We start from the raw sequence: 23,031 nt of genomic DNA on the forward strand, positions 1-23,031 counted from the left end.
GGTCAGGACGGAAGGAGGGTTTTCCATGACCACTCAGGCACGCAAGCAGAAGAGCGGCCAGTCGCGGACGTCGGAGCACCGCTTCCACAATCCGCAGGGCGCCGAGGTCAAGACGCGCGACGAGGCGTTCGGCACGCCGATGGCCGAGGTGTCGACCGAGGCCCTGTCGACGGAGTGCAAGCTGACGCTCCACAGCGGCGCCGTCACGTTCGTCCTCGAGGTGAAGTACAACCCCAACACCTATCCGCACGTGGTGACGGGCGGGCAGATCACGTCCGGCATCTGCGGCGCGCCGTGGGACATCACGGGCGGCACGCTCGGCGAGACGATGCGGCTCGACGCGAAGCGCGCCGGGCAGGGGTCGTGCGCGAACACGATCACGATCGTGGGCGAGTACCAGAATCCTCCGGCGTACCGGGGGACGTACGGGTTCGACGGCGCGACGTCGTCGTTCAAGCACACGACTCGGTACGAATGTTGATGTGAGCGGGACCCCGGTGGGCCTGGACCGTCTGGCCCGGCCCACCCGGGGTGCTGTCGATCGCCCTTCGGGCTCGTCCTCAATCGCTCACAAGTTCCGGGCCTTGAACGCCGCCTTACGGGCCTCCTTGGCCACCTTCTTGTCGGGGTGCAGGCGGCCCATGGCCTCCAAGACCTCGGCCGTGGCGGGGTGCTCGACACGCCACGCCGTGGCGAAGAAGCCGCTGTGCTGCTGTGCGAGGCCCTCGACCAGGCCCTGCAGCTCGTCCGAGTTGCCTTCGACGGCGAGCTGCGCGGCGAGCGTGTCGATGGTCAGCCAGAAGATGAGCTCCTCCGACGGCGCGGGCACGTCCGCGGCGCCGTGCTCGGTGAGCCACACCCGGGCCAGACCCCCGAGCTCCGGGTCGTCGAGGACGTCGCGCAGCGCGGGCTCCGCCTCGTCGCCGACCAGGGAGAGCGCCTGCTGGCAGCGGAGCCTGCGCAGCGGCGCACCCTCGTCGCCGCCGCGCGCCGCGACCAGCAACTCCCGTGCGGCGTCCAGCGGTTCGTGCCGGGCGAGCCACCGCTCGATCTCCGCCTGCGCGGCGTGCTGCGGGAAGCCGGAGGTGCCGTCGAGCAGCACGTCGGCGCCCTTGTCCGCGAGGTCGCCGACGGCGGGCGCGTCGACACCGGCCTCCAGCATCCGAGCACGGACGCCGTACAGGCCGAGCGGGGTGAGCCGGACCATGCCGTAGCGGCTGACGTCCTCGTCGTCGACGGGGGCGGGCTCGGGGCCCTCCTCGTCGATGTCGGCCATGAGCGCCTCGTCGACCGGCTGGTACTCGACGAGACCGAGCGGCTCGAAGATCCGGAACTGGTCGTCGAGCTTCATCATCGCGTCCGACACCTGCTCCAGGATGTCGTCCGTGGGCTCGCCCATGTCGTCGGGGACGATCATCGAGGCGGCGAGAGCGGGCAGCGGCACCGGCTCCTCGCCGCCCGCGGCGTCGCCCACGGTAAGCAGGTAGAGGTTGCCGAGGACGCCGTCCAGGAAGTCGGCCTCGGCCTGCGGGTCCCAGCCGAGCTCTTCGAAGTCGACCTCGCCGTTCTCCTCCAGGACGTCGAGGAGGTTCTCCATGTCGGGCACGGTGGCGTCCGAGTACACCGTGTCGAGGGCGCCGAGCCAGATGCCGAGGACGTCCTGCGGGCTGCCCGCGGAGAGCAGCGCGAGGTCCTCGCCCTGGGCGACGGTGCCTTCCGCGCCCTCTTCCTCGGCGTCCGTGACGTCGATGAGGCCGGTGTCCACCGCGACCCGCCAGGCCTCGCTCGCGTACGCGGCCGCGTCTGCGCCGTCGATGGCATCCGCCGCGAGGCCGAGCTCGGCAGCGGCCGCCGGGAGCTGTGCGTCGACGAGCTCACCGCCCGCGCCGACGCGGGTGTCGGGTCCCGCCCAGCGGGCGAGCCGCACGGCGCGGGACAGCAGCGGCGTGGCGAGCGCGGCCCGCGCGAGTTCCGCTTCGGAGTGCAGCAGCACCGGCGGCAGGGTGGCGGGGCTTACGGACATCGGCTGGTTCTCCTCCGAGGGGGTGGGGCGCCGAGGGTACGGGTCGGCAAGGCGCAAGCCTAGACGGATTTGGCACCATGCCGCCCGGTTCATGTCCCTGTCAGAAAACGTACAGCGCCGGAACACCCGAACAACCTTGACAACTCCCCTGGTCACACAAGAGATTGACGCGCGTAGAGCCCCGCACGGGCCCGCACCGCCGCACCGTCCCTTTCCCTGCTCCCACCCTCATCCGGAGTCACTGATGCCGCACATACCGACGCCCCGCGTACCGAGAACCGCCGCCGTAAGCGCCGTCGTCGCCACCGCCCTGGCCGCGGGACTGCTCGTGGTCTCGTCCTCCGCCGCCTCCGGCGCCTCCGCCGATGCGGTCGGCATCCACGACATCCAGGGCGCCACCCGTGTCTCGCCCCTGGCGGGACAGCAGGTCAAGGACGTCGCAGGCATCGTGACCGGTGTCCGCGGATACGGCTCGAAGGGCTTCTGGATCCAGTCCGCCGACGGGGCGGCCGACGCCGACCCCGCGACCAGTGAGGCCGTCTTCGTCTTCACCGGCTCGGCGGCGCTCACCGTGAAGGCGGGCGACGCGGTCCTGGTCTCCGGGACCGTCGGTGAGTACGTGCCCGGGGGCGCCGGTTCCGGCAACCAGTCCCTCACCCAGCTCACCAAGCCGACGGTGACCGTGGAGTCGTCAGGCAACCCGCTGCCCGCGCCCGTCACGGTCGACGCGAAGTCCGTGCCCGCCGCGTACGCACCCGCCGGTGACCCCGCGCAGGGCGGCAGCATCAACGCGCTGCCGCTGAAGCCGCGCTCGTACGCCCTCGACCTGTACGAGTCCCTTGAGGGCATGAACGTACGGGTCGGCAGCTCGCGCGTGGTCGGCGCGACCGACGCGTACAACGAGCTGTGGGTGACCGTGAAGAAGCACGAGCACCGGAACAGGCGCGGCGGCACCGTCTACGGCTCGTACGACGCGCAGAACGGCGGACGGCTGCAGATCCAGCAGCTCGCCCCGGTCTCCGAGCAGCCGTTCCCCAAGGCGGACGTCGGTGACGTGCTGCGCGGCGGCGCCGAGGGCCCCCTGGACTTCAACCAGTTCGGCGGCTACACCGTCGTGGCGCGCGAGCTCGGCAAGATCGAAGGCAAGGGCCTCACACGCGAGAAGACGCGACGGCAGGCCAAGGGTGAGCTGGCCGTGGCCACGTACAACGTCGAGAACCTCGACCCGACCGATCCGCAGAAGAAGTTCGACGCGCTCGCGGGGGCCGTCGTCTCGAACCTCTCCTCGCCCGACATCGTGGCCCTGGAGGAGATCCAGGACGACAACGGGGCGAAGAACGACGGCACGGTCTCCGCGGAGGCGACCCTGAAGAAGTTCACGGACGCGATCGCCGCCGCGGGCGGGCCGCGCTACGCGTGGCGGTCCGTGGACCCGGAGAACAACAAGGACGGCGGCGAGCCGGGCGGCAACATCCGACAGGTCTTCCTCTACAACCCCGAGCGGGTCTCGTTCACCGAGCGCGCGCCCGGCGACGCGACGACCCCCACCGAGGTCGTACGCAAGGGCGGCCGGGCCGCGCTGAGCCACTCCCCCGGGCGCGTCGACCCGGGGAACGCGGCCTGGGCGGACAGCCGCAAGCCGCTGGCCGGTGAGTTCACCTTCCGCGGCCGGACCGTCTTCGTGATCGCCAACCACTTCGGGTCGAAGGGCGGCGACGAGGGGCTGACCTCGCACCACCAGCCGCCGGTGCGTTCCTCCGAGGCCAAGCGGCTGCTGCAGGCGCAGGCCGTGAACGGCTTCGTGAAGGACATCCGCAAGGTCCAGCGGAACGCCGACGTCGTCGTGCTCGGCGACATCAACGACTTCGAGTTCTCCGCGGCCACCAAGGCCCTGGAGGACGGCGGCGCGCTGCGCTCCGCCGCCAGGTCGCTGCCGAAGAGCGAGCGCTATACGTACGTCTACCAGGGCAACTCGCAGGTCCTCGACCAGATCCTGACCAGTCCGGGGGTGGGCGACGCGGACGGCTTCAGCTACGACAGCGTGCACATCAACGCGGAGTTCGCGGAGCAGAACAGCGACCACGACCCGCAGGTGCTGCGCTTCAGGCCGTAGCCGTAGCCGTGGGAGCCCGGCCGGGCCGCCTCAGCCGTAGAGGTGGTCCAGCCAGTCCTGCCACGCCAGTTCGGTGCCCTTGGGGTCCGCGTGCGCGCCGAAGTCGTGGATGCTGACGCCGACCGGGGCGCCGAAGTGGTTGCGCCCGTAGAAGCGGTGCAGCGTCTCGTCGGAGCGCAGGCCGATGAAGTACCGGCTGCGGAAGTCGATCACCGCGTCCAGCTCCCCGCCCGCCGCCTGTACCCGCACGCGCGCGCCGTCCGAGGCGTCGTCGGGCAGGCCGAGGGCCCGGCCGAGCCTGACGAAGGCGTCCGGGGCGCTGGAGGCGGCCGGCCCGTGCAGGGCGGAGTAGACGACGGGGCGGCCCTCGAAGTACGCCATGTACTGGCCCAGGGTGTGCAGGTGGAAGTCGGTGTGCTTCACGGCGCCGTCGTACTGCGTGTCCCAGTCGCCGGTGAAGATGCCGCTGTGCACATGGCGCAGCCAGGAGCGGCGGCCGCCGTCGCGCGGCTCGATGAGGTGGTCGAGCTGGTTGAGGCGCTGGCCGGGCAGGCCGTCCGGGTCCTCGACGCGGGCCGCGAGGCGGTGGGGCGGGTCCCAGCAGGTGACGGTGGAGCCGGCGGGGCCCGCGCCGCCCTCGCGGGGCTCGTACTCCATGGGCCACAGCCAGCCGCCGGTGCCGGTGGTGAGGGCGGCCCAGAGCTGGGCCGGGGAGCCCTCGACCTCCAGTTCCCGGACGATCTCGAAGGGCTTGCCCGTGCCGCCGGGGCCGCCCGTGCTGTCGGCGGCGCTCTGGGCGGGGCTTCTGCTCTCGGTCTTCGCCCTGCCGGGCCTGCGTCTGCCCGGCCTGCCCCGGCCCGTCCTGCCGTCACCGCTCATGCCGGTCCCCGGGGTGGTGGCGAGGGACCGCGGTGACGTCCGGCATGGCTCCACCGTCCCGCCGCCGTCTGCCGCTGTCCAGGAGAGCGGAGCGGTCGGCGGTGCGGGGCCGGGAAAAACTACGCCTTGCTCGGTACGAAGCCGTACGCGAACCGGTACCCGGCGCCCGCCCCGCCGCCCGCCGCGGCGAGCGCGTCGGCGTGGGCCTGCTCGCTCTCCCACTCCGCGTAGGTGACGACCCGCCTGCCGTCCGTGCTGACGTGGAAGTGCGCGGCGTACAGGCCGGGGTCGCCGCCGGGGTCGCTGTCCAGGGCCTCGGCCGCCCGGTCCGACCAGGCGCGCTGCCCGTCGGGGTCGGGCGCATCGAAGTCGACCCGGGCGATGGCGATGGCGACGGCGCCGGGTGCGCGGCCCTCGCGCCCGCTCCCGTCGGTCCAACTGCGGTACAGCCGCGTCTTGTTCAGGCCGAGCCGCTCGATGCCGGGCACGGCCGCGTCGATCTCGGTGTTCCTGGCGTCCCTGCCGTTGCCGGTGCTCGCGAAGAAGTCCTGGTAGGCCTCCTCGTCCCGCCACTGCGAGTGGTGCAGGACGGTCGTGCCGTCGGAGCCCGCGTACACCGTGTACGAGAGGAGGCCCTGGTGCGGCCAGGTGCGGGTCTCCCAGGCCTTCGCGATGGCGTCCAGGGTGGCCCGCTGCCGCTCGGGCGAGCCGGTGCTCCAGGTGCTGATGAAGGTGAGGCCTCCGTCGGCGCGGGCCGGGTCGGGGAGGGTGCCGGTGCTGAGGGTGGTGAGGGTGCTGGTCGCGGGCATGGCGGGTCCGTCCGTCTCGGTCGAAGTCGGGTGCCGGAGCGGGCGTCCGCTCCGTGCACGCACCACACTCCGACCTCGACCAAGGTTGAGGTCAAGGGCTGAGGCCAAGGGGTGAGGCCAGGGGGTGAGGCCAGGGGGGAGGTCAAGCCCTTTCGTGATCCGCCGCGGTGACCGCCTCCAGCACCGGACGCTTCGCGTCCCGCCCGTCGCCCGACGACCGCCCGCGCACCCGCCGCCACGCCCAGGGCCCCATGAACCCCGCGAACCAGCGCGCCTCCGCCGTCACCGCCCCGAGCACGGACACCGGGGCCAGCGGCGGCAGCGGGCTCATCCAGCTCTCGTGCCCTGCGAGGCCGAGCGCGTCCGCCATGCCCGCGGCGATCCGGGCGTGGCCGAGCGGGCTGGCGTGCATGCGGTCCTTGCTCCACAGCCGTGGATCGGTGGTGATGCGGTGCGGGAACGTGTCGAGCACGACCACGCCGTGCCGGTCGGCGGCCGCGCGGATCCGGGCGTTGAGGTCGAGGACGCGGGGCAGCGCACGCCGGGCGAGCGGCGATACGCGCCCGATGTCCGGGAAGGTGACGGTGGCCACACGCGCGCCCGCCGCGGTGAGTTCGGTGAACATCTCCTCGACGTCGGCGGCGACGCGCGCGGCCTCGAAGCCGGGCCGCACCAGGTCGTTCATGCCCGCCATGACGGTCACCAGATCCGGCTTCAGGGCGAGGGCGGGACCCATCTGCTCCGCCTTGATCCCCGCCGTCCGACGGCCGCGCACGGCGAGGTTGGCGTAGGTGAAGTCCGGGTGCCCGGCGGCGAGGATCTCGGCGAGCCGGTCGGCCCAGCCGCGGTAGCCGTGCTCCTCGTCGCCGTCCCCGAGGCCCTCCGTCTGACTGTCGCCGATCGCGACGTAACGGGCGTACGGATGCTGCTGCGTCGTGGCCATGGCCCGAGCTTCCTCCGGGCGTCCGGACCCGTCAACGCGGGCCCGGCGCCGCCCGATGGGCTGCAGAGGGGCTACAGGAGGTGGCCGCCGCCGTCGACGAGCAGTACCTCTCCCGTGATGTACGAGGAGTTGGCCAGGTCGGCGACCGCCCCGGCGATGTCCTCCGGGCGGCCCACGCGGCCCAGCGGCAGCCGTTCCGCCACCGCCGCCATGGACGCCTCGATCCCCTCGACCCCGTCGAACCACGGCGTGTCGATCATGCCGGGCGCCACCGCGTTGACCCGCACGGCGGGGCCGAGCGTCTTGGCGAGCAGCTTGGTCATGTGGTTCACGGCGGCCTTGCTGACCGCGTACGGGATCGAGCTGCCGTTCGGGCGCACGCCCGCCTGCGAGGTGATGTTGACGATGCTGCCCGCGCCGCTCGCGCGCAGGTGCGGGACGGCCGCGGTGATGGTCTGCCACACGCCGATGACGTTGACGTCGTACAGCTCCCGCCACACGTCGGGGTTGGCCGCAGTCAGGTCGTCGTGGTCGATGAAGCGCGTGGTGCCCGCGCAGTTGACGAGGATGTCCAGGCGGCCGTACGTGTCGACGGCGCTCTGCACGAGCCGCGCGGCGTCGGCCTCGTCGGCGACGTTCGCCCGTACGTAGACGGCGTCCGGGAGTTCGGCCGCCAGCTTCTCGCCCGCCTCGACCGAGCGGGCGGAGTTGACGACGACGCGGACTCCGGTGGCGGCGAGGCGGCGGGCGATGGCGGCGCCGATGCCGGACGAGGAGCCCGTCACCAGCGCGACGCGCCGCTCGCCCTGCCCGCCCGGCTCTGCGGCGCGGTGGCCGCTGTCGTCGGAGCCGATGCCGCTGTTGGTGCTGCTTTCGCTGTTGTTCTTCATCGTGCCTTCAGCCTCTGTGTCCGTCCGGCCTGTCGGCGCCCGCGCCGATCATGTCAGACGGCCGCGGGCGTCAGCCCGGCCAGCGGCCCGTCAGGCGCCGTACGCCGACCGCGCCCCCGCGGTCCACCGCGGCCTTGACCACCGCGAAGATCGCGCCCTGCAGCGCCGCGGCGGCGAGGATCTCGTTCCAGGAGCGTTCCTCGTCGTGGGCGTCCGGTGCGTCGTCCTCGCCCGCCACCGCCTTCCAGGTGCGCCGGAACAGCGCGCCCGCGACCGCGCCGCCCAGCATGCCGAAGGCCATGCCGAGCGGCTTGTAGAGGATCTTGGTCCCGCTCATCGGCGACCGGACCGCTTGCGGCGGCGCAGCATCACCCAGGCCACCAGGACGCCCGCCCCGGCCGCGGCGACCGTCCGCGGGTGGCGGCCGCCGGTCCGCACGACGCCGCTCGCGGCGGCCCGCACGGGCTCGGGCGTGCCGTCCTGCACGCGGCGCGCGGCTTCGGCCACCTTCTCCTCGGCCTGGACCACGGCGCGGTGCTGCTCGGCACGTGCCTTGCCCTCCAGCACGGCGCCCTTGGCACGCCCGGCGCCCTCGGCCGCGATCCCCTTGGCGCGCCCGGCCCCTTCGACGGCCTTGCCCTTGGCGCGCGCCGCACTCTCGACGGCCTTGCCCTTGGCGTGGGCCGCACCCCCGGCCGCCTTGCCCTTGGCGTGGGCCGCGCCTTCCGCCGTCGCGCTCCGCGCGTGCCCGGCCTCGCCCGCGGCCTTGTCCTTGGCGCGCGCCGCCTGCTCCGTCACCTTGTCCTTCACCTGTGCCGCCGTCCCTTGTACCTGATCCTTCACCGCCGCGGCCCGGTCCCGGGCGCGGGCCTTCACGTCCGCCTTCGCCGCCAGCTCCCCGACGGTCTCGCCGAGGCTGCTGCGGGTCTCCTCGATCTGCCGACGCAGTTCGTCGGGCCCCTTCGCGCCCGCGTTCTTCTTCGCGTTCTTCGGGGTGTCCGTCATCGGTGCGCCCTTTCCTTGATCTCGTCGACATCCGCCCTGACGCTGTCCATCGCCTCCCGCGGCATGGGGGGCGCCGCGCGGGCCAGCTGTCCTCGGCCCACCACGGCGAGCACCGCGGCCACGGCGAAGAGCACGCCCGTGACGATGAGGGCGGCGCCCCAGACGGGCAAGGTCAGTGCGAGTGCCGCGACCGCCGTGGCCGCCAGCGCCATGAGTCCGACGTAGGAGACCGCGCCGGCCGCTCCGAGGAGTCCCCCGCCGCGGCCCGCGCGCCTGCCCTTCGCGGCCATCTCCTGTCCGGCGAGCCGCATTTCCTGGCGTACGAGTTCCGAAAGCTGTGCGGTGGCCCGCTCGACGAGCTCTCCCACCGAGTGCTGCGCATGCTCGCGCGTCGGCTGCTCGCCCATGGTCCCGGTCACGGGGTCCGCCTCCCTTCTGGCTGGGACGACCGAGTACCCGCGCCCGGCGACGCTATCCACGCCGATCTCCGGCGAGCCGCGTCGACACGGCACGTCCGCGGCAATCCTCGTAGCCCTTCTGTCCATTACCTCGTAGAAGAATTAAGTGGAGCTTCACCACGGGCGGGCCGAGACTTCCCCCATGACCTCCCGAACCCCGGCACCCTTCGGCCGCGCCCTCTGCGCGATGATCACGCCCTTCACGGCCGGGGGCGACCTCGACCTCGACGGCGCCCGGCAGCTCGCCGACCACCTGGTGTCCGCGGGCTGCGACGGGCTCGTCCTGTCCGGCACGACCGGTGAGTCGCCGACCACCTCCGACGCCGAGAAGGCGGCGCTCGTCCGGGCCGTGGCCGACGCGGTCGGCGACCGCGCCTCCATCGTCGCGGGCGTCGGCAGCAACGACACGCGGCACGCCGTCGAGCAGGCCCGGCAGGCCGAGAAGGCGGGCGCCCACGGCCTGTTGGTGCTCACGCCGTCCTACAGCCTGCCGCCGCAGGACGCCGTCGAGGCACACTTCCGCACGGTCGCCGACGCCTGCGGGCTGCCGGTGCTGCTGTACGACATCCCGGGCCGCACCGGCACCCGCATCGCGACGGAGACGGTGCTGCGGCTCGCGGACCACCCGCGGATCGTCGGGGTGAAGGACTGCGCGTACGACCTTCTCGGCAGCCAGAAGGCCATCTCCCGGACGGAGTTGGCGTACTACGCGGGCTGCGACGAGTTCAATCTGGCGCTGTACGCGGTGGGTGGCGCGGGCTGTGTCAGCACGGTGGCCAACGTGCTCCCCGGCCGTCCGCGGGAGGTCTTCGACGCGTTCGACGCCGGTGACACGGAGGGCGCGCGCCGGGCGCAGCTTGCCGCCGTCCCGCTGGTCGAGGCGATGATGGCGTCGGGCCTGCCCGGCACCGTCACGGCGAAGGCTCTGCTCGGCGCGCTCGGCCTGCCCGCGGGGCCGGTACGGGCACCGCTGCTGCCCGCCGGTCGCGAGGCGACCGACGGGCTGCTCGCCGCGTACGAGAGGGCGCGGGGCGCGGAGGTCCGGGCGGCGGGGTGATCAGGCGTCGGAGCATCAACTCCGGGGGGCTCAACGCCGGGGTGCTCAGCGCCGGGCGAAGAGCGGTGTCCAGCTCCCGCCGGAACTGTCCTTCGGCGAGCGGTAGCCGCTGAGCGGAACCGTCTTCTCGCTCCCGATGGTGATGAGCACGAGCCGCTGCCGGTACTCGCTGGTGCCCGGTTCGATGTCCCAGGCGATGAGCCGTCGGTCGTCGGCCCAGGCGAGCAGCTGCTGACCGGGCAGCTTGGCGACCCGCTTGCCGGTGAGGGGGTCGAGGACCTCGGTGGCGGTGGTCTTGACGCCGCCCGCGAAGTCACCTGCGGCGAGCTTCCCGTTCGGGGAGAGCCGGGCCTCGACGGCCCAGTGCAGGTGCCTCTCCCGCACGGGCGTGCTCTTCTTCCGCCCCTGGAAGTCGTAGTACTGCTGGCTGGGCTCGCGGATGCGACCCGAGTAGACCAGCGAGCCGTCCTGGCTGAAGTCGAAGTCCTGCCGGGTGTTGATGTCCGACATGCCGAACCCGCCGCCCTTGGTCTTCACCTCGCTCCAGCTGCCCTTCCCCGAGGCCACGTCGAGGACGTAGAAGCCGGTCCTGCTCGGATCGGCGGGCCCCGGCTCCTCGTGCTTGCCGTCGTTGATCGGCCGGTCCTTGTCGAGCCGGTCCGGGTCCTTCGCGTACGTCGTCGCGACGAGCTTCCTGCCGTCGGGCGAGAACTCGACGCCGCCGACGCCGTGGTCCACCGGGATCCAGCGCTCGACCTTGCCCGTGAGCAGGTTCAGCAGCCCGATCCGCCGGGCGGGCAGCCCGCGCTCCAGGACGGCGGCGGTCCGCATGCCGGGCGCGACGTCGAGCCACGACCAGCGGGGGTCCGTGCGGTAGGTGCCGGTCTTCTGGTCGAGCAGCCGGTAGGTGCGGGTCCTGAGGGCATCGCCGTCGGGCTGCTTGACGTTCTTGCTCGTGCTGTACGCGGCGAGGGCCGTGCCGCCCGCGGCGATCAGCTCCCGCGGCGGCGTCTGGCCGGGGTGCGCGACGACGTCGCCGCTCTGCAGCTCGCTGGCCGGGCGCGAGCCCTCCTCATCGGAGTCCGAGGAGATGACCGGCACCGCCACCGCCACGACGGCGGCCGTCGCCACGGCGAGCGAGGTGCCCACGATCGCCCGGTTCCTGCGCCGTCGGCTCACGGCCAGCACGCGGTCGGCGAAGTCCCCCGGCACGGGCGCCTCTTGGCCCGCCTGCTCCCGCAGCGACTCGCGCACCAGATCTGCCACGTTCACGGTGAAACCTCCATGGGCGAGAAGTCGCAGGACGCGGGCCGGTCGGCGGCGTCGGAGCGGTCCAGGTGCGCCAGCTCGGGGGCGAGGCCCCGCAGCCGGGCGAGCGAGCGGTGCGTGGTGCTGCGCACGGTGCCGACGGAGCAGCCGAGGACGGCGGCCACCTCCGCCTCCGGCAGGTCCTCGAAGTAACGCAGGACGAGCACGGTCCGCTGCCGCGCGGTGAGCTTGGCGAGGGCCCCGCGCATCACGATGCGCAGCTCCGCCGCGGACGTGCCGTCCCCCGACTCGGCACGTTCCGGCGGTTCGGCGACGGCCAGTTCGCGCCGCGGCCACTTCAGCCGCCACCGGCTGACCTGCTGCCGGTACAGGATCCGGCGGACGTACGCCTCCGGCTCGTCGATCCGCTGCCACCGCCCGGCCGCCTTGACGAGCGCGTTCTGCAGCAGGTCCTCCCCCGCGTACCGGTCGCCCCCGCAGAGCAGTACGGCGGTCTTCAGCAGCGCCGACGATCTGGTCTCCACGAACTCCCGGAAATTGTCCTGCTCATGGACATTCATCGGCACCTTCGCTCCCTGGTGGGCCTGTTGCCCTCCCGCATGAATGAGGACGGGTCCGGACGACCGCCGCTATGCCTCGCCGCCGGAAAAAGAAGAAAGAGCGGCCGCCCTGCGAGAGGGCGACCGCTCCTTGTCGAGGCGCGTGCACGTGCACGCGCGTGCGCGTCAGCGGGCGGCGGGGAACCCCGCAGCCTTGGTCCAGCGCAGCGTGTCACTGCCCCGGCTGAACGTGACCTTCTTGCCTCCGGGAGCGACGACGATCTTCTCCCAGCCGTCGAAGTCCTTCGTGAGGTGCTTGTCCCACTTGGTCAGCGGGCCCACGGCGACCGCGGCGACCGACTCGGTCGGCGGTTCGCCGTCCGCGCAGTACACGCCGAAGTCACCGAAGGCCGCGACCGTGCCGTCCTTGGCCTTGAGCGTGATCCCCTGGCAGGCGTCGGTCTTGGTCTTGTACACGACGGCCGACTTGGACCACCCCTTGGTGCGGGGGCTGTAGTCCTGCACGAACAGCCCCTTGCCGCGCATGTAGTGCATGGCCACGCGCCGCCCGTCGGCGAGCTTGACCTGCGCGTTGAACGGGCTCGGGCTGCCGCTCCAGGGGATGTCGCTCTTGCGCAGCGGATAGCTGTGGTCGCCGGTCGCCGCCCGGCTCACCGGCTGCGCGCCGCCGCCCCTGACGTCGTCACGCGGCTGACCCACGCTCTGCCCGCACCCGGCCACCAGGCCGAGCACCGCGGCGGCGCCGAGGGCCAGGGCCCGTGCACCCGTTCTGTTCATGTCGTTCCCCCTGTGGAGCGCTGTGGAGCGGTGGCGATGGCGATGGCGCCCCGACGATAGAGCAGCGGTGTCCGCCGTCAGTTGTGGCTGTGCAGCACGTCGTTCAGGCCGCCCCACACCGCGTTGTTCGGGCGGGCCTCGACGGCGCCGCTGACCGAGTTGCGGCGGAAGAGGATGTTGGACGCGCCGGAGAGCTCGCGGGCCTTGACGATCTGTCCGTCGGGCAGGGTCACGCGCGTGCCCGCGGTGACGTACAGACCGGCCTCGACGACGCACTCGTCGCCCAGCGCGATGCCGACGCCCGCCTCGGCGCCGATCAGGCAGCGCTCGCCGATGACGATGCGTACGTTGCCGCCGCCGGACAGCGTGCCCATCGTGGAGGCGCCGCCGCCGATGTCCGAGCCGTCGCCGACGACGACACCGGCGGAGATGCGGCCCTCGACCATGGAGGTGCCGAGCGTGCCCGCGTTGAAGTTCACGAAGCCCTCGTGCATGACCGTGGTGCCCGCGGCGAGGTGCGCGCCGAGGCGGACGCGGTCGGCGTCGGCGATGCGGACGCCCTTCGGCGTGACGTAGTCCGTCATGCGCGGGAACTTGTCGATGGACGTCACGGCGAGGTGCAGGCCCTCGGCGCGGGCGTTGAGCCGCACCTTCTCGACGTCGTCGACGGCGACGGGGCCGAGCGAGGTCCAGGCGACGTTGGCGAGGAAGGCGAACTGGCCGTCCAGGTTCACGCCGTGCGGCTTGACCAGGCGGTGCGAGAGCAGGTGCAGGCGCAGGTAGACGTCGTGGGCGTCCAGCGGCTTGTCGTCGAGGGACCCGATGACCGTACGGACAGCGATGATCTCCACGCCACGGCGGGCGTCCGGGCCGATGGCCTTGCCCGCGCCCGCACCGAGCAGTTCCACGGCGTGCTCGGCGGTCAGCCGCTCACTCCCGGCGGGGCCGGGCTCGGCGACGAGCTCGGGGGCGGGGAACCAGGTGTCGAGAACGGTGCCGTCGGCGGTGACGGTGGCGAGGCCTGCGGCGACGGCGCCGGTGGTGCGGGAAGCGTTCGTGTCGGTCATGGGTGAAACCTAACCGGAGGTGCGCCGCGCAGGCGAACCGGTCTCAAGGTCCGGGCCGCCACGAGGCCCCTTGCGCGGGCCTCACCGCGAATCCCCGCGCTCCCTCAAATGCCGCCGCCCGAAATAGACCGTTCCCACCACACCACCCACCGCACCGACGGCACACAACACGGTCGCCCACTGAGCCATGTCCCGTGTCATCCACAGCAAGCTGACCGCGACCAACGCCAGAGAGATCAGGAACCGCTCCCCATATCCCGGACCACGGCGCCCCATCAGGCCCTCGCCCCCTGTCGGGGGTGCACGAGCAGCCGGTCGAGCATGTCCCGCGCGTACTCCTCCTCGTACTCGCCCCCGGTGAGCAGCACCTGCAGGCTGATGCCGTCCATGAGGGCGACGAGGGCGCGCGCGGTGACCGGGTCGGTCCGCAGTACCAGGACGTCGGCGAGCCCCTGGCACCACTCGGCGGCAACCGGCCGCAGCGCGGGCCTGCGCAGGGCGGCGAGATAGAGCTCGTACTCCAGCTCGACCCCGGACCGCTCCCCCGCGAACCACTCGCCCAGGAGCCTGGCGAGCCCGGCGGCGAGGTCGGCCGCCGGGTCCTCGAACACCTCGCTGGCGGCCATCACCTTGGCGAAGCCCTCGTTGCTCTGCCGGAGCGCGGCGACCATCAACTCGTCGAGGGTCTTGAAGTGGTACGTCGTCGAGCCGAGCGGCACGTCGGCCTCGGCGGCGACCGAGCGGTGGCTGAGCCCGCCGATGCCCTTCGCCCCGACGACGCGGATCGCGGCGTCGATGATGCGCTGGCGGCGCTCGGGATCGTAGCGACGGACCATCAGTGGGCCCCTCCCAGGTTGAGGACGACGACGCCCGCGATGACGAGCGCGATGCCCGCGACCTTGACCATGTTGGCCGACTCCCCCAGGAAGATCATGCCGATGGCGGCCACGGCGGCAGTGCCGATACCGGCCCAGATCGCATACGCGGTGCCCACGGACAGGGTCTTCAGGGTCTGCGCGAGCAGCGTGAAGGCGAGCAGGTAGCCCGCGACCGTGATCAGCGAGGGGACCAGCCTGCTGAACCCCTCGCTGTACTTCATGGCCGTCGTCCCGGCCACCTCCGCCGCGATGGCCGCGGCCAGCAGTGCGTATCCCATGCGTACGAGTGTACATATCGATGCGTACAGGCGTACACAAAAGTGGGTGGTAATCACCGGTCAGAGTGCTCGGCACCCAAGCCCTGCTCTACATCGACCGCCGCATCCGCAGGGAGGGCCTGGCGCACACCCTGCACTCGGCGGCGTGAGCGAACACGACGAAGCCCCCCGGAGAATCCTCCGAGGGGCTTCGCAAGGCGTCGCTCAGACGTTGAACCCGAGCGCCCGAAGCTGCTCACGGCCATCGTCCGTGATCTTGTCGGGGCCCCACGGCGGCATCCAGACCCAGTTGATCCGGAGCTCGTTGACGATGCCCTCCGTCGCGGACTTCGCCTGGTCCTCGATGACGTCGGTCAGCGGGCAGGCCGCGGACGTCAGCGTCATGTCGATCGTGGCGATGTTCGCGTCGTCGATGTGCACGCCGTAGATCAGGCCGAGGTTGACGACGTCGATGCCCAGCTCGGGGTCGACGACGTCGTACAGCGCCTCGCGGACCTCTTCCTCGGAAGCGGGCTTCGTGGTCAGGGTCTCGTTCTCGCTCATGCGGTCTTCCTCTCAGCGACGTCGGCGGCGTCGGTGCCCAGCGCCTGGGCCGTCGCGTCCTTCCACGCCATCCAGCTCAGCAGAGCACACTTCACACGTGCCGGGTACTTGGAGACACCGGCGAACGCGACGGCGTCCTCCAGGATCTCCTCCATCGAGTCGTCCGGCTCCAGCTTGCCCTTGGACTGCATCAGCTCCAGGAACGTGGCCTGGATCTGCTGCGCCTCCTCCAGTTCCTTGCCGACCAGGAGGTCGTTCAGGACGGACGCGCTGGCCTGGCTGATGGAGCAGCCCTGGCCCTCGTACGACACGTCGGCGATCGTCGACCCGTCGTACTTCACGCGCAGCGTGATCTCGTCGCCGCACGTCGGATTGACGTGGTGCACCTCGGCGTCGCCATCGCGCAGACCACGCCCGTGCGGGTGCTTGTAGTGGTCCAGGATGACTTCCTGGTACATCGAATCCAGCTTCACGTTCCCAGCCAGCCCCTCAGCCGAAGAAGTTCCGTACGTGCTCCAGGCCGTCGACGAGAGCGTCGATCTCGCCGGGCGTGGAGTACAGATAGAACGACGCTCGCGTGGTCGCAGGAATTCCGTAGCGGAGGCAGACGGGGCGCGCGCAGTGGTGACCCACGCGGACCGCGATGCCCTGCTCGTCGAGGACCTGGCCCACGTCGTGCGGGTGGATGTCGCCGAGCGTGAAGGAGATCGCGGCGCCGCGCTCCTCCGCCGTCGTCGGACCGATGATGCGCAGGTCCGGGACTTCGAGGAGGCGCTTGACCGCGTACTCGGTGATCGCGTGCTCGTGCGCGGCGATCTTGTCCATGCCGATGGCCGACAGGTAGTCCACGGCCGCACCAAGGCCCACGGCCTGGGAGACCGGCGGCGTGCCCGCCTCGAACTTGTGCGGCGCCGGCGCGTACGTCGACGAGTTCATCGACACGGTCTCGATCATCTCGCCGCCGCCGAGGAAGGGCGGGAGGTCCTCAAGGAGCTCCTGCCGTCCCCACAGGACACCGATGCCCGTCGGGCCGCACATCTTGTGGCCGGTGAAGGCCACGAAGTCGGCCTGCAGCGCCTGCACGTCCAGCGGCATGTGCGGGGCGGCCTGCGAGGCGTCGATCAGGACGAGCGCCCCGACCTCCTGGGCGCGGCGCACGATGGCCTCGACCGGGTTGTGCGTGCCCAGGATGTTGGAGACGAGCACGAAGGAGACGATCTTGGTCTTCTCCGTGATGACCTCTTCGATGTTGGACAGGTCGAGGCGGCCGTCGTCGGTGAGGCCGAACCACTTCAGCTTCGCGCCGGTGCGCTGCGAGAGCAGCTGCCACGGGACGATGTTGGAGTGGTGCTCCATCTCCGTGATGACGATCTCGGTCTCGTGGTCCACGCGGTAGGGCTCGTCGGCCCAGCCCAGCATGTTCGCCACGAGGTTGAGCGACTCGGACGCGTTCTTGGTGAAGATCACCTCGTCGCGACTGGGCGCGTTGATGAACTCCGCGACCTTGTCACGGGCGCCCTCGTACAGCGCCGTGGCCTCCTCGGCGAGGACGTGCACGCCGCGGTGAACGTTGGCGTTGTGCTGCTCGTAGTACTCGTTCAGCACGTCGAGCACCTGGCGCGGCGTCTGCGAGGTCGCCGCGTTGTCCAGGTACACGAGCTTCTTGCCGTCGTGGATCGTGCGATCCAGGATCGGGAAGTCCTTGCGGATCGCCTCGGTGTCGAGGAGGCCGGAGAGCCCCTGGTGGGCCACTGTCACGCGGATGCGCCACCCTTCGTGTAGGCCTCGTAGCCCTCGGCCTCCAGCTTGTCGGCGAGCTCGGCGCCGCCGGACTCGGCGATGCGGCCGTTCGCGAAGACGTGCACGAAGTCGGGCTTGATGTAGCGCAGGATGCGCGTGTAGTGCGTGATGAGGAGGGTGCCGACCTCGCCCGTCTCGCGGACGCGGTTGACGCCGTCCGAGACCTGGCGCAGCGCGTCGACGTCCAGACCGGAGTCCGTCTCGTCGAGGATCGCGATCTTCGGCTTGAGGAGCTCCATCTGCAGGATCTCGTGGCGCTTCTTCTCACCGCCGGAGAAGCCCTCGTTCACGTTGCGCTCGGCGAAGGCCGGGTCCATCTGGAGCTGCTCCATCGCGGACTTGACCTCCTTCACCCAGGTGCGCAGCTTGGGGGCCTCGCCGCGGATCGCCGTCGCCGACGTACGCAGGAAGTTGGAGACCGAGACGCCGGGGACCTCGACCGGGTACTGCATGGCCAGGAACATGCCGGCGCGGGCGCGCTCGTCGACGGACATCTCCAGGACGTCCTCGCCGTCGAGGGTCACGCTGCCCTGGGTGATCGTGTACTTGGGGTGACCCGCGACCGAGTAGGCGAGCGTCGACTTGCCGGAGCCGTTCGGGCCCATGATGGCGTGGGTCTCGCCCTGCTTCACGGTCAGGTCGACGCCCTTGAGGATCTCCTTCGTGGCGTTGTCGGCCTCGACGGTGACGTGCAGGTCCTTGATTTCAAGCGTTGCCATGGGTGCCTCAGGACTCCTGGGAAAGGGAGGCGTGTACGTCAACGAGTACATCGCCCCCTTCGATCTTTACGGGGTATACGGGGACGGGGCGCGTCGCGGGAAGGCCGGACGGCTTGCCGGTGCGGAGGTCGAAGCTGGAGCCGTGCAGCCAGCACTCGATCTGACAGTCCTCCACCTCGCCCTCGGAGAGGGAGACGTTCGCGTGCGAGCAGATGTCGTGAATCGCGTACACCTCGCCCTCGGTGTGGACGACCGAGACCGGCGTGCCGTCGAGTTCCACCCGCTTCGGGGTGTCCTCCTCCAGCTCGCTCAGTCCGCAGGCCCGAACGAAGCGGGCTTGGTCGAGGCTCATGCGACGGTCGCCTCCAGCTCCTCTTCGATCTTCGCGATGAGGCGCTCCTCGACGTCGGGCAGGCCGATCTGCTGGACCAGCTCGGCGAAGAAGCCCCGGACGACGAGGCGGCGGGCCTCCTCCTCCGGGATACCGCGCGACTGCAGGTAGAAGAGCTGCTCGTCGTCGAAGCGGCCGGTCGCCGAGGCGTGGCCCGCGCCGACGATCTCGCCGGTCTCGATCTCGAGGTTCGGCACCGAGTCGACCCGGGCGCCGTCGGTCAGAACCAGGTTGCGGTTCATCTCGTACGTGTCCGTGCCCTCGGCGGCGGCCTCGATGAGGACGTCACCGATCCACACCGCGTGCGCGTTGTCGCCCTGGAGCGCGCCCTTGTAGACGACGTTCGACTTGCAGTGCGGGGTGTTGTGGTCGACCAGGAGGCGGTGCTCCTGGTGCTGGCCCGCGTCGGTGATGTAGAGGCCGAAGAGCTCGGCCTCGCCACCGGTGCCCGCGTAGTTGACGCGGGGGTGCAGACGGACCAGGTCGCCGCCGAAGGTGACGACCACGGACTTGAAGGTGGCGTCGCGGCCGACCAGCGCGTTGTGCTGGGCGACGTGCACCGCCTTGTCGTCCCAGTCCTGGACGGAGACGACGGTGAGCTTGGCGCCGTCGCCGACGACGAAGTCGACGTTGGCGGCGAGCACGGCGTCACCGGTGTGGTCGATGACGACCAGCGCCTCGGCGAACGCGCCGAGCTCGATGACCTGGTGCGCGAAGGCGGTGCCGCCCTCGCCGTGCACGGCGATCCGGATCGGCTCGGTGAGCACCGTCTCCTTGGGGACGGTGACGATCGAGGCCTTCTCGAAGGAGGAGTAGGCCTGCGCGGCGATGCGGTCGACGGGCTTGCCCGCCTTGCCGACGCGCGCGTCGTCCCGGCCGACGGTCTCCTGGGTGACGCCCTCGGGGGCGCTCACCTCTACGCGGATGCCGCCGTCGGCGACCGCGCTGCCGTCGTGCAGCCCGCGCAGGCGCTCCAGCGGCGTGAACCGCCACTCCTCCTCGCGGCCGTGCGGCACCGGGAAGCTGTCCACGTCGAAGGACGGGGGCGCGCTCATGCGGGTCGCGACGGTGGACTCGGCGGCCACCGCGATCGATCCGGCGGTGGTGCTTCCCACCGGGATGTTCTGAGCCTCAGCCATGGCTGTCGTCGTGCTCTCTCTCTGGGTCAAGAAGTCAGTCGCTGCTAAAGAGGAACGGTCTTAACCGACCGAACCCTCCATCTGCAGCTCGATCAGCCGGTTCAGCTCCAGGGCGTACTCCATGGGCAGCTCCTTGGCGATCGGCTCGACGAAGCCGCGCACGATCATCGCCATGGCCTCGAACTCGGTCATGCCGCGGCTCATCAGGTAGAAGAGCTGGTCGTCGGAGACCTTGGAGACGGTCGCCTCGTGGCCCATGGAGACGTCGTCCTCGCGGACGTCGACGTAGGGGTAGGTGTCCGAGCGCGAGATCGTGTCGACGAGCAGCGCGTCGCAGAGCACGTTCGACTTCGATCCGGCGGCGCCCTCACCGATCTCGACGAGGCCGCGGTACGACGTACGACCGCCGCCGCGCGCCACCGACTTGGAGACGATGTTGGAGGAGGTGTTCGGCGCCATGTGGACCATCTTGGAGCCGGCGTCCTGGTGCTGGCCCTCGCCCGCGAAGGCGATGGACAGGGTCTCGCCCTTGGCGTGCTCGCCCATGAGGTAGACGGCGGGGTACTTCATCGTCACCTTGGAGCCGATGTTGCCGTCGATCCACTCCATGGTCGCGCCCTCGTACGCCACGGCGCGCTTGGTGACCAGGTTGTAGACGTTGTTCGACCAGTTCTGGATCGTCGTGTAGCGGCAGCGGCCGCCCTTCTTCACGATGATCTCGACCACGGCGGAGTGCAGCGAGTCCGACTTGTAGATCGGCGCGGTGCAGCCCTCGACGTAGTGAACGTAGGCGTCCTCGTCGACGATGATCAGGGTCCGCTCGAACTGACCCATGTTCTCCGTGTTGATGCGGAAGTAGGCCTGGAGCGGGATCTCGACGTGCACGCCCTTGGGGACGTAGATGAACGAGCCGCCGGACCACACGGCCGTGTTCAGCGAGGCGAACTTGTTGTCACCGACGGGGATGACGGTCCCGAAGTACTCCTTGAAGAGCTCCGGGTGCTCCTTCAGCGCCGTGTCGGTGTCCATGAAGATGACGCCCTGCTCCTCCAGGTCCTCGCGGATCTGGTGGTAGACGACCTCGGACTCGTACTGGGCCGCGACACCGGCGACGAGGCGCTGCTTCTCCGCCTCGGGGATGCCGAGCTTGTCGTACGTGCTCTTGATGTCCTCGGGCAGGTCCTCCCAGGACTGTGCCTGCTTCTCCGTGGACCGCACGAAGTACTTGATGTTGTCGAAGTCGATGCCCGACAGGTCCGAGCCCCAGTTCGGCATGGGCTTCTTGTCGAACAGGCGCAGGCCCTTGAGGCGCAGCTTCGTCATCCACTCGGGCTCGGACTTCTTGGCCGAGATGTCCTTGACGACGTCCTCGTTGATGCCGCGCTTGGCTGAGGCACCGGCCACGTCCGAGTCGGCCCAGCCGTATTCGTACGTGCCCAGACCCTCGAGTTCGGGGTGGGCAGTCTCCGTGGGGAGCGTCATGCGGGGTTCCTCCCGGCCGTGCTTGCTGATGCTGGTGTGGTGGTCCGTTTGGTACTGCTGCTGCCGCTGCCGCCGCTGCGCGGAATGAACGTCGTGCAGACGCCGTCTCCGTGGGCGATGGTGGCGAGGCGCTGCACATGCGTGCCGAGGAGCTCGGAGAACATCTCCGTCTCCGCCTCGCAGAGCTGCGGAAACTTTTCGGCGACATGGGCGACCGGGCAGTGGTGCTGGCAGAGCTGTTCGCCGACCGGTGCGCTGCGCGCCGTAGCAGCGTACCCGTCTGCGGTCAACGCCTTCGCCAGAGCCTCGGTGCGCCGTTCGGGGGGCGCGGCGTTCATCGCCTGCTTGTACGTCTCGGCCTGGGCGACGATCCTCGCCCGGGCGAAATCGACGACGGCCCCTTCGCCGTGGTGCTCGGCGATCCACCGGAGCGCGTCCGCGGCCAGCTTGTCGTACGACTGGTCGAAGGCGTCGCGCCCGCAGTCGGTCAGTGCGAAGACCTTGGCGGGGCGGCCCCGGGTCCGTGCGCCGTACACCCGCTGCTCGCGGGGCTCGACGACGTTCTCGTGCGCGAGGGCGTCGAGGTGCCTGCGGACGGCCGCCTGGGTGAGGCCGAGGCGCTTCGCGAGATCGGCGACGGTGGACGGGCCGTGATCCAGGATGGACCGCGCGACCCGGTTGCGCGTCGAGCGGTCCGAGCGCGACCCAGCCGCGAGTTCCTCCTGCGGAGCCTCGCCAACGTTTTTCACAACGCCATTGTTGCGTAATTCCTCAGAGCCTGACAACCCACGCCTTGATCACCGAACGGTGCGCTGCATCACTTAGGCATACCTAAGCTGACCTGCGGAAACGATCACTGATCGATCAATTCGGTGGCGCGGGCGGGGCTCTTCGGGGAGACTCCCTGACCATGCCGACACCCCCTCCGACCGGCCCTTTGTGCACCCGCGAGTCACTCGGGGACGAGCTTTTGAAGCTCGGCGTGCGCCCCGGCGAGACGCTCCTCGCGCACACCTCGCTCAGCTCGCTCGGGTGGGTCAGCGGCGGAGTGGTCGCACTCGTCCAGGCGCTCCTCGACGCGCTGGGCCCCGACGGCACGCTGGTGGTCCCCACCCACACCGGTGACAACTCCGAGCCCTCGGTGTGGCAGAACCCGCCCGTGCCCGAGGAATGGTGGCCGGTCCTGCGCGCGTCGATGCCCGCGTACGACCCGCTGACCTCGCCCTCCTTCGGCGTCGGCGTCGTCCCCGAAGCCGTGCGCACCTGGCCTGGCGCCCTGCGCAGCACCCACCCGCACGCGTCCTTCGCGGCGCTCGGCCCCGCCGCCGCCACGATCACCACCGGGCACGCCCGCGCCTCCAGCTTCGGCGAGCGCAGCCCGCTGGCACACCTGGAGAAGGCGGGCGCCCGGGTCCTGCTGCTCGGCGCGGGCTACGACTCCTGCACCGCCTTCCACCTGGCCCAGTACCGGATCCCGGGCCCCGAGACCGAGAACTCCTTCGCGGTCATGACGCCCCGGGGACGCCAGTGGACGACCGTCCGGGAGCCCGCGTCCCCCAGTGACCGCTTCGAGGAACTCGGCGCGGACTTCGAGCGGGACACGGAGGTCGTACGAGGACGCGTGGGCGCCGCCGACGCGCGGCTGTTCCCGGTGGCCGACGCCGTCGCGTACGCCGAGCGGTGGCTGGCGCCGCCCGCCTAGAGGTCCTCCTCGCGCTCGGGCCGCCCCATGAACCAGTACGAACCGGCCACGAGCAGCCCGCCGCCGACCACGTTCGCGGGCACCGTGAAGAGGAGATTGCGCCCAAAATCGGCCGAGCCCGCGCCGCCGTCGAGGATCGCAAGGGCGAACAGCGCCATGTCCGCCACGCAGGGTCACGCATCGACGCTAGGTCCCGATTCGTGCGCGTACGGACGGAAAAGGCCCCTGGGAAGGGGACCGCCGCCCCGC

27 protein-coding genes are annotated in these 23,031 nt (G+C 71.0%); 4 read left to right on the forward strand and 23 right to left on the reverse strand.

Annotation, left to right across the window (positions count from 1 at the left end):
• Positions 1-25 precede the first annotated feature (25 nt).
• Entirely contained in the window at positions 26-481 is a 456-nt protein-coding gene (locus AC068B_RS36770; protein ID WP_478675835.1) for a hypothetical protein, read from the forward strand.
• A gap of 87 nt (positions 482-568) precedes the next feature.
• Here the strand turns inward: AC068B_RS36770 and AC068B_RS36775 are convergent, their stop codons facing one another.
• Positions 569-2,023: a hypothetical protein gene (locus AC068B_RS36775; protein WP_478675836.1), complete on the reverse strand. Its 1,455-nt coding sequence runs from the start codon at positions 2,021-2,023 to the stop codon at positions 569-571.
• A gap of 244 nt (positions 2,024-2,267) precedes the next feature.
• Here AC068B_RS36775 and AC068B_RS36780 point away from each other — a divergent pair, with 244 nt between their 5' ends.
• On the forward strand, positions 2,268-4,136 hold the full coding sequence (locus AC068B_RS36780) for an endonuclease/exonuclease/phosphatase family protein (protein WP_478675837.1): 1,869 nt from the start codon (positions 2,268-2,270) through the stop codon (positions 4,134-4,136).
• A 30-nt stretch (positions 4,137-4,166) separates the two neighbouring features.
• Here the strand turns inward: AC068B_RS36780 and AC068B_RS36785 are convergent, their stop codons facing one another.
• From AC068B_RS36785 to AC068B_RS36815, 7 genes are all read right to left on the reverse strand, one after another.
• Positions 4,167-5,015 carry an SRPBCC family protein gene (locus tag AC068B_RS36785; protein WP_478675838.1) on the reverse strand — a complete coding sequence of 283 codons (849 nt, stop codon included), beginning with the start codon at positions 5,013-5,015 and terminating at the stop codon, positions 4,167-4,169.
• Positions 5,016-5,134: 119 nt separating this feature from the next.
• The gene (locus AC068B_RS36790; protein ID WP_478675839.1) at positions 5,135-5,824 is read right to left on the reverse strand and encodes an antibiotic biosynthesis monooxygenase; all 690 of its coding nucleotides are present in this window, start codon (positions 5,822-5,824) and stop codon (positions 5,135-5,137) included.
• 142 nt (positions 5,825-5,966) lie between these two features.
• A complete protein-coding gene (locus tag AC068B_RS36795; protein WP_478675840.1) occupies positions 5,967-6,767 on the reverse strand; it encodes an SGNH/GDSL hydrolase family protein in 801 nt (266 codons plus the stop codon).
• Positions 6,768-6,838: 71 nt separating this feature from the next.
• Positions 6,839-7,657, reverse strand: coding sequence for an SDR family NAD(P)-dependent oxidoreductase (locus AC068B_RS36800; protein WP_478675841.1), 819 nt, complete (start codon positions 7,655-7,657; stop codon positions 6,839-6,841).
• Positions 7,658-7,727: 70 nt separating this feature from the next.
• Positions 7,728-7,994 (reverse strand): DUF4235 domain-containing protein, encoded by a 267-nt coding sequence (locus tag AC068B_RS36805; protein ID WP_478675842.1) that lies wholly within the window; start codon positions 7,992-7,994, stop codon positions 7,728-7,730.
• Positions 7,991-8,662, reverse strand: a complete 672-nt coding sequence (locus tag AC068B_RS36810; RefSeq protein WP_478675843.1) for a DUF3618 domain-containing protein — start codon at positions 8,660-8,662, stop codon at positions 7,991-7,993. The genes AC068B_RS36805 and AC068B_RS36810 overlap by 4 nt, the downstream gene beginning before the upstream one ends.
• Positions 8,659-9,081: a phage holin family protein gene (locus AC068B_RS36815; RefSeq protein ID WP_478675844.1), complete on the reverse strand. Its 423-nt coding sequence runs from the start codon at positions 9,079-9,081 to the stop codon at positions 8,659-8,661. Before AC068B_RS36815 ends, AC068B_RS36810 begins: the two co-directional genes overlap by 4 nt.
• 181 nt (positions 9,082-9,262) lie before the next feature.
• Here AC068B_RS36815 and dapA point away from each other — a divergent pair, with 181 nt between their 5' ends.
• On the forward strand, positions 9,263-10,177 hold the full coding sequence (gene dapA / locus AC068B_RS36820; protein WP_478675845.1) for a 4-hydroxy-tetrahydrodipicolinate synthase: 915 nt from the start codon (positions 9,263-9,265) through the stop codon (positions 10,175-10,177).
• A 45-nt stretch (positions 10,178-10,222) separates the two neighbouring features.
• On the opposite strand, the gene AC068B_RS36825 is transcribed toward dapA, so the two are convergent.
• The 14 genes from AC068B_RS36825 to AC068B_RS36890 all read right to left on the reverse strand — a co-directional run bounded on the left by AC068B_RS36825 (position 10,223) and on the right by AC068B_RS36890 (position 21,829).
• Positions 10,223-11,449 (reverse strand): WD40 repeat domain-containing protein, encoded by a 1,227-nt coding sequence (locus AC068B_RS36825; protein WP_478675846.1) that lies wholly within the window; start codon positions 11,447-11,449, stop codon positions 10,223-10,225.
• Positions 11,446-12,006, reverse strand: coding sequence for a SigE family RNA polymerase sigma factor (locus AC068B_RS36830; RefSeq protein ID WP_478675847.1), 561 nt, complete (start codon positions 12,004-12,006; stop codon positions 11,446-11,448). Before AC068B_RS36830 ends, AC068B_RS36825 begins: the two co-directional genes overlap by 4 nt.
• Before the next feature lie 165 nt (positions 12,007-12,171).
• Positions 12,172-12,783, reverse strand: a complete 612-nt coding sequence (locus tag AC068B_RS36835) for a hypothetical protein (protein WP_478675848.1) — start codon at positions 12,781-12,783, stop codon at positions 12,172-12,174.
• Between the two features lie 77 nt (positions 12,784-12,860).
• Positions 12,861-13,850, reverse strand: a complete 990-nt coding sequence (gene dapD / locus AC068B_RS36840; protein WP_478675849.1) for a 2,3,4,5-tetrahydropyridine-2,6-dicarboxylate N-succinyltransferase — start codon at positions 13,848-13,850, stop codon at positions 12,861-12,863.
• 275 nt (positions 13,851-14,125) lie between these two features.
• Positions 14,126-14,686: a TetR/AcrR family transcriptional regulator gene (locus tag AC068B_RS36845; RefSeq protein WP_478675850.1), complete on the reverse strand. Its 561-nt coding sequence runs from the start codon at positions 14,684-14,686 to the stop codon at positions 14,126-14,128.
• Positions 14,686-15,006, reverse strand: a complete 321-nt coding sequence (locus AC068B_RS36850; protein ID WP_268770539.1) for a DMT family transporter — start codon at positions 15,004-15,006, stop codon at positions 14,686-14,688. Before AC068B_RS36850 ends, AC068B_RS36845 begins: the two co-directional genes overlap by 1 nt.
• A gap of 204 nt (positions 15,007-15,210) precedes the next feature.
• The gene (locus AC068B_RS36855; protein ID WP_030358830.1) at positions 15,211-15,549 is read right to left on the reverse strand and encodes a metal-sulfur cluster assembly factor; all 339 of its coding nucleotides are present in this window, start codon (positions 15,547-15,549) and stop codon (positions 15,211-15,213) included.
• A complete protein-coding gene (gene sufU, locus AC068B_RS36860) occupies positions 15,546-16,022 on the reverse strand; it encodes a Fe-S cluster assembly sulfur transfer protein SufU (protein WP_356264238.1) in 477 nt (158 codons plus the stop codon). Before sufU ends, AC068B_RS36855 begins: the two co-directional genes overlap by 4 nt.
• Before the next feature lie 16 nt (positions 16,023-16,038).
• Entirely contained in the window at positions 16,039-17,307 is a 1,269-nt protein-coding gene (locus tag AC068B_RS36865; protein WP_268770541.1) for a cysteine desulfurase, read from the reverse strand.
• Complete coding sequence (gene sufC / locus AC068B_RS36870) at positions 17,304-18,068, reverse strand: Fe-S cluster assembly ATPase SufC (protein ID WP_055566802.1); 765 nt, start codon at positions 18,066-18,068, stop codon at positions 17,304-17,306. Before sufC ends, AC068B_RS36865 begins: the two co-directional genes overlap by 4 nt.
• A gap of 7 nt (positions 18,069-18,075) precedes the next feature.
• Positions 18,076-18,420, reverse strand: a complete 345-nt coding sequence (locus AC068B_RS36875) for a bifunctional 3-phenylpropionate/cinnamic acid dioxygenase ferredoxin subunit (protein WP_055566801.1) — start codon at positions 18,418-18,420, stop codon at positions 18,076-18,078.
• Positions 18,417-19,598: a Fe-S cluster assembly protein SufD gene (sufD, locus tag AC068B_RS36880; RefSeq protein ID WP_478675851.1), complete on the reverse strand. Its 1,182-nt coding sequence runs from the start codon at positions 19,596-19,598 to the stop codon at positions 18,417-18,419. Before sufD ends, AC068B_RS36875 begins: the two co-directional genes overlap by 4 nt.
• A gap of 60 nt (positions 19,599-19,658) precedes the next feature.
• Positions 19,659-21,080, reverse strand: coding sequence for a Fe-S cluster assembly protein SufB (sufB, locus tag AC068B_RS36885; RefSeq protein WP_468560518.1), 1,422 nt, complete (start codon positions 21,078-21,080; stop codon positions 19,659-19,661).
• Complete coding sequence (locus tag AC068B_RS36890; RefSeq protein ID WP_478675852.1) at positions 21,077-21,829, reverse strand: helix-turn-helix transcriptional regulator; 753 nt, start codon at positions 21,827-21,829, stop codon at positions 21,077-21,079. The genes sufB and AC068B_RS36890 overlap by 4 nt, the downstream gene beginning before the upstream one ends.
• A 161-nt stretch (positions 21,830-21,990) precedes the next feature.
• Between AC068B_RS36890 and AC068B_RS36895 the strand changes: the two genes are divergently transcribed.
• Complete coding sequence (locus AC068B_RS36895) at positions 21,991-22,782, forward strand: AAC(3) family N-acetyltransferase (protein WP_478675853.1); 792 nt, start codon at positions 21,991-21,993, stop codon at positions 22,780-22,782.
• Here the strand turns inward: AC068B_RS36895 and AC068B_RS36900 are convergent.
• Positions 22,779-22,940 carry a hypothetical protein gene (locus AC068B_RS36900; protein ID WP_478675854.1) on the reverse strand — a complete coding sequence of 54 codons (162 nt, stop codon included), beginning with the start codon at positions 22,938-22,940 and terminating at the stop codon, positions 22,779-22,781. The genes AC068B_RS36895 and AC068B_RS36900 overlap by 4 nt on opposite strands.
• Between the last annotated feature and the right edge of the window lie 91 nt (positions 22,941-23,031).

The sequence above is a fragment of the Streptomyces sp. NPDC042371 genome (genome assembly GCF_056437465.1).

What these genes read in the sequence shown, in the direction of transcription:
- AC068B_RS36770 (WP_478675835.1), top strand. Translation starts at nt 26, where the DNA reads ATGACCACTCAGGCACGCAAGCAGAAGAGCGGCCAGTCGCGGACGTCG.
- AC068B_RS36775 (WP_478675836.1), bottom strand. Translation starts at nt 2,023, where the DNA reads ATGTCCGTAAGCCCCGCCACCCTGCCGCCGGTGCTGCTGCACTCCGAA.
- AC068B_RS36780 (WP_478675837.1), top strand. Translation starts at nt 2,268, where the DNA reads ATGCCGCACATACCGACGCCCCGCGTACCGAGAACCGCCGCCGTAAGC.
- AC068B_RS36785 (WP_478675838.1), bottom strand. Translation starts at nt 5,015, where the DNA reads ATGAGCGGTGACGGCAGGACGGGCCGGGGCAGGCCGGGCAGACGCAGG.
- AC068B_RS36790 (WP_478675839.1), bottom strand. Translation starts at nt 5,824, where the DNA reads ATGCCCGCGACCAGCACCCTCACCACCCTCAGCACCGGCACCCTCCCC.
- AC068B_RS36795 (WP_478675840.1), bottom strand. Translation starts at nt 6,767, where the DNA reads ATGGCCACGACGCAGCAGCATCCGTACGCCCGTTACGTCGCGATCGGC.
- AC068B_RS36800 (WP_478675841.1), bottom strand. Translation starts at nt 7,657, where the DNA reads ATGAAGAACAACAGCGAAAGCAGCACCAACAGCGGCATCGGCTCCGAC.
- AC068B_RS36805 (WP_478675842.1), bottom strand. Translation starts at nt 7,994, where the DNA reads ATGAGCGGGACCAAGATCCTCTACAAGCCGCTCGGCATGGCCTTCGGC.
- AC068B_RS36810 (WP_478675843.1), bottom strand. Translation starts at nt 8,662, where the DNA reads ATGACGGACACCCCGAAGAACGCGAAGAAGAACGCGGGCGCGAAGGGG.
- dapA (WP_478675845.1), top strand. Translation starts at nt 9,263, where the DNA reads ATGACCTCCCGAACCCCGGCACCCTTCGGCCGCGCCCTCTGCGCGATG.
- AC068B_RS36830 (WP_478675847.1), bottom strand. Translation starts at nt 12,006, where the DNA reads ATGAATGTCCATGAGCAGGACAATTTCCGGGAGTTCGTGGAGACCAGA.
- AC068B_RS36835 (WP_478675848.1), bottom strand. Translation starts at nt 12,783, where the DNA reads ATGAACAGAACGGGTGCACGGGCCCTGGCCCTCGGCGCCGCCGCGGTG.
- dapD (WP_478675849.1), bottom strand. Translation starts at nt 13,850, where the DNA reads ATGACCGACACGAACGCTTCCCGCACCACCGGCGCCGTCGCCGCAGGC.
- AC068B_RS36845 (WP_478675850.1), bottom strand. Translation starts at nt 14,686, where the DNA reads ATGGTCCGTCGCTACGATCCCGAGCGCCGCCAGCGCATCATCGACGCC.
- AC068B_RS36850 (WP_268770539.1), bottom strand. Translation starts at nt 15,006, where the DNA reads ATGGGATACGCACTGCTGGCCGCGGCCATCGCGGCGGAGGTGGCCGGG.
- AC068B_RS36855 (WP_030358830.1), bottom strand. Translation starts at nt 15,549, where the DNA reads ATGAGCGAGAACGAGACCCTGACCACGAAGCCCGCTTCCGAGGAAGAG.
- sufC (WP_055566802.1), bottom strand. Translation starts at nt 18,068, where the DNA reads ATGGCAACGCTTGAAATCAAGGACCTGCACGTCACCGTCGAGGCCGAC.
- AC068B_RS36875 (WP_055566801.1), bottom strand. Translation starts at nt 18,420, where the DNA reads ATGAGCCTCGACCAAGCCCGCTTCGTTCGGGCCTGCGGACTGAGCGAG.
- sufD (WP_478675851.1), bottom strand. Translation starts at nt 19,598, where the DNA reads ATGGCTGAGGCTCAGAACATCCCGGTGGGAAGCACCACCGCCGGATCG.
- sufB (WP_468560518.1), bottom strand. Translation starts at nt 21,080, where the DNA reads ATGACGCTCCCCACGGAGACTGCCCACCCCGAACTCGAGGGTCTGGGC.
- AC068B_RS36895 (WP_478675853.1), top strand. Translation starts at nt 21,991, where the DNA reads ATGCCGACACCCCCTCCGACCGGCCCTTTGTGCACCCGCGAGTCACTC.
- AC068B_RS36900 (WP_478675854.1), bottom strand. Translation starts at nt 22,940, where the DNA reads ATGGCGCTGTTCGCCCTTGCGATCCTCGACGGCGGCGCGGGCTCGGCC.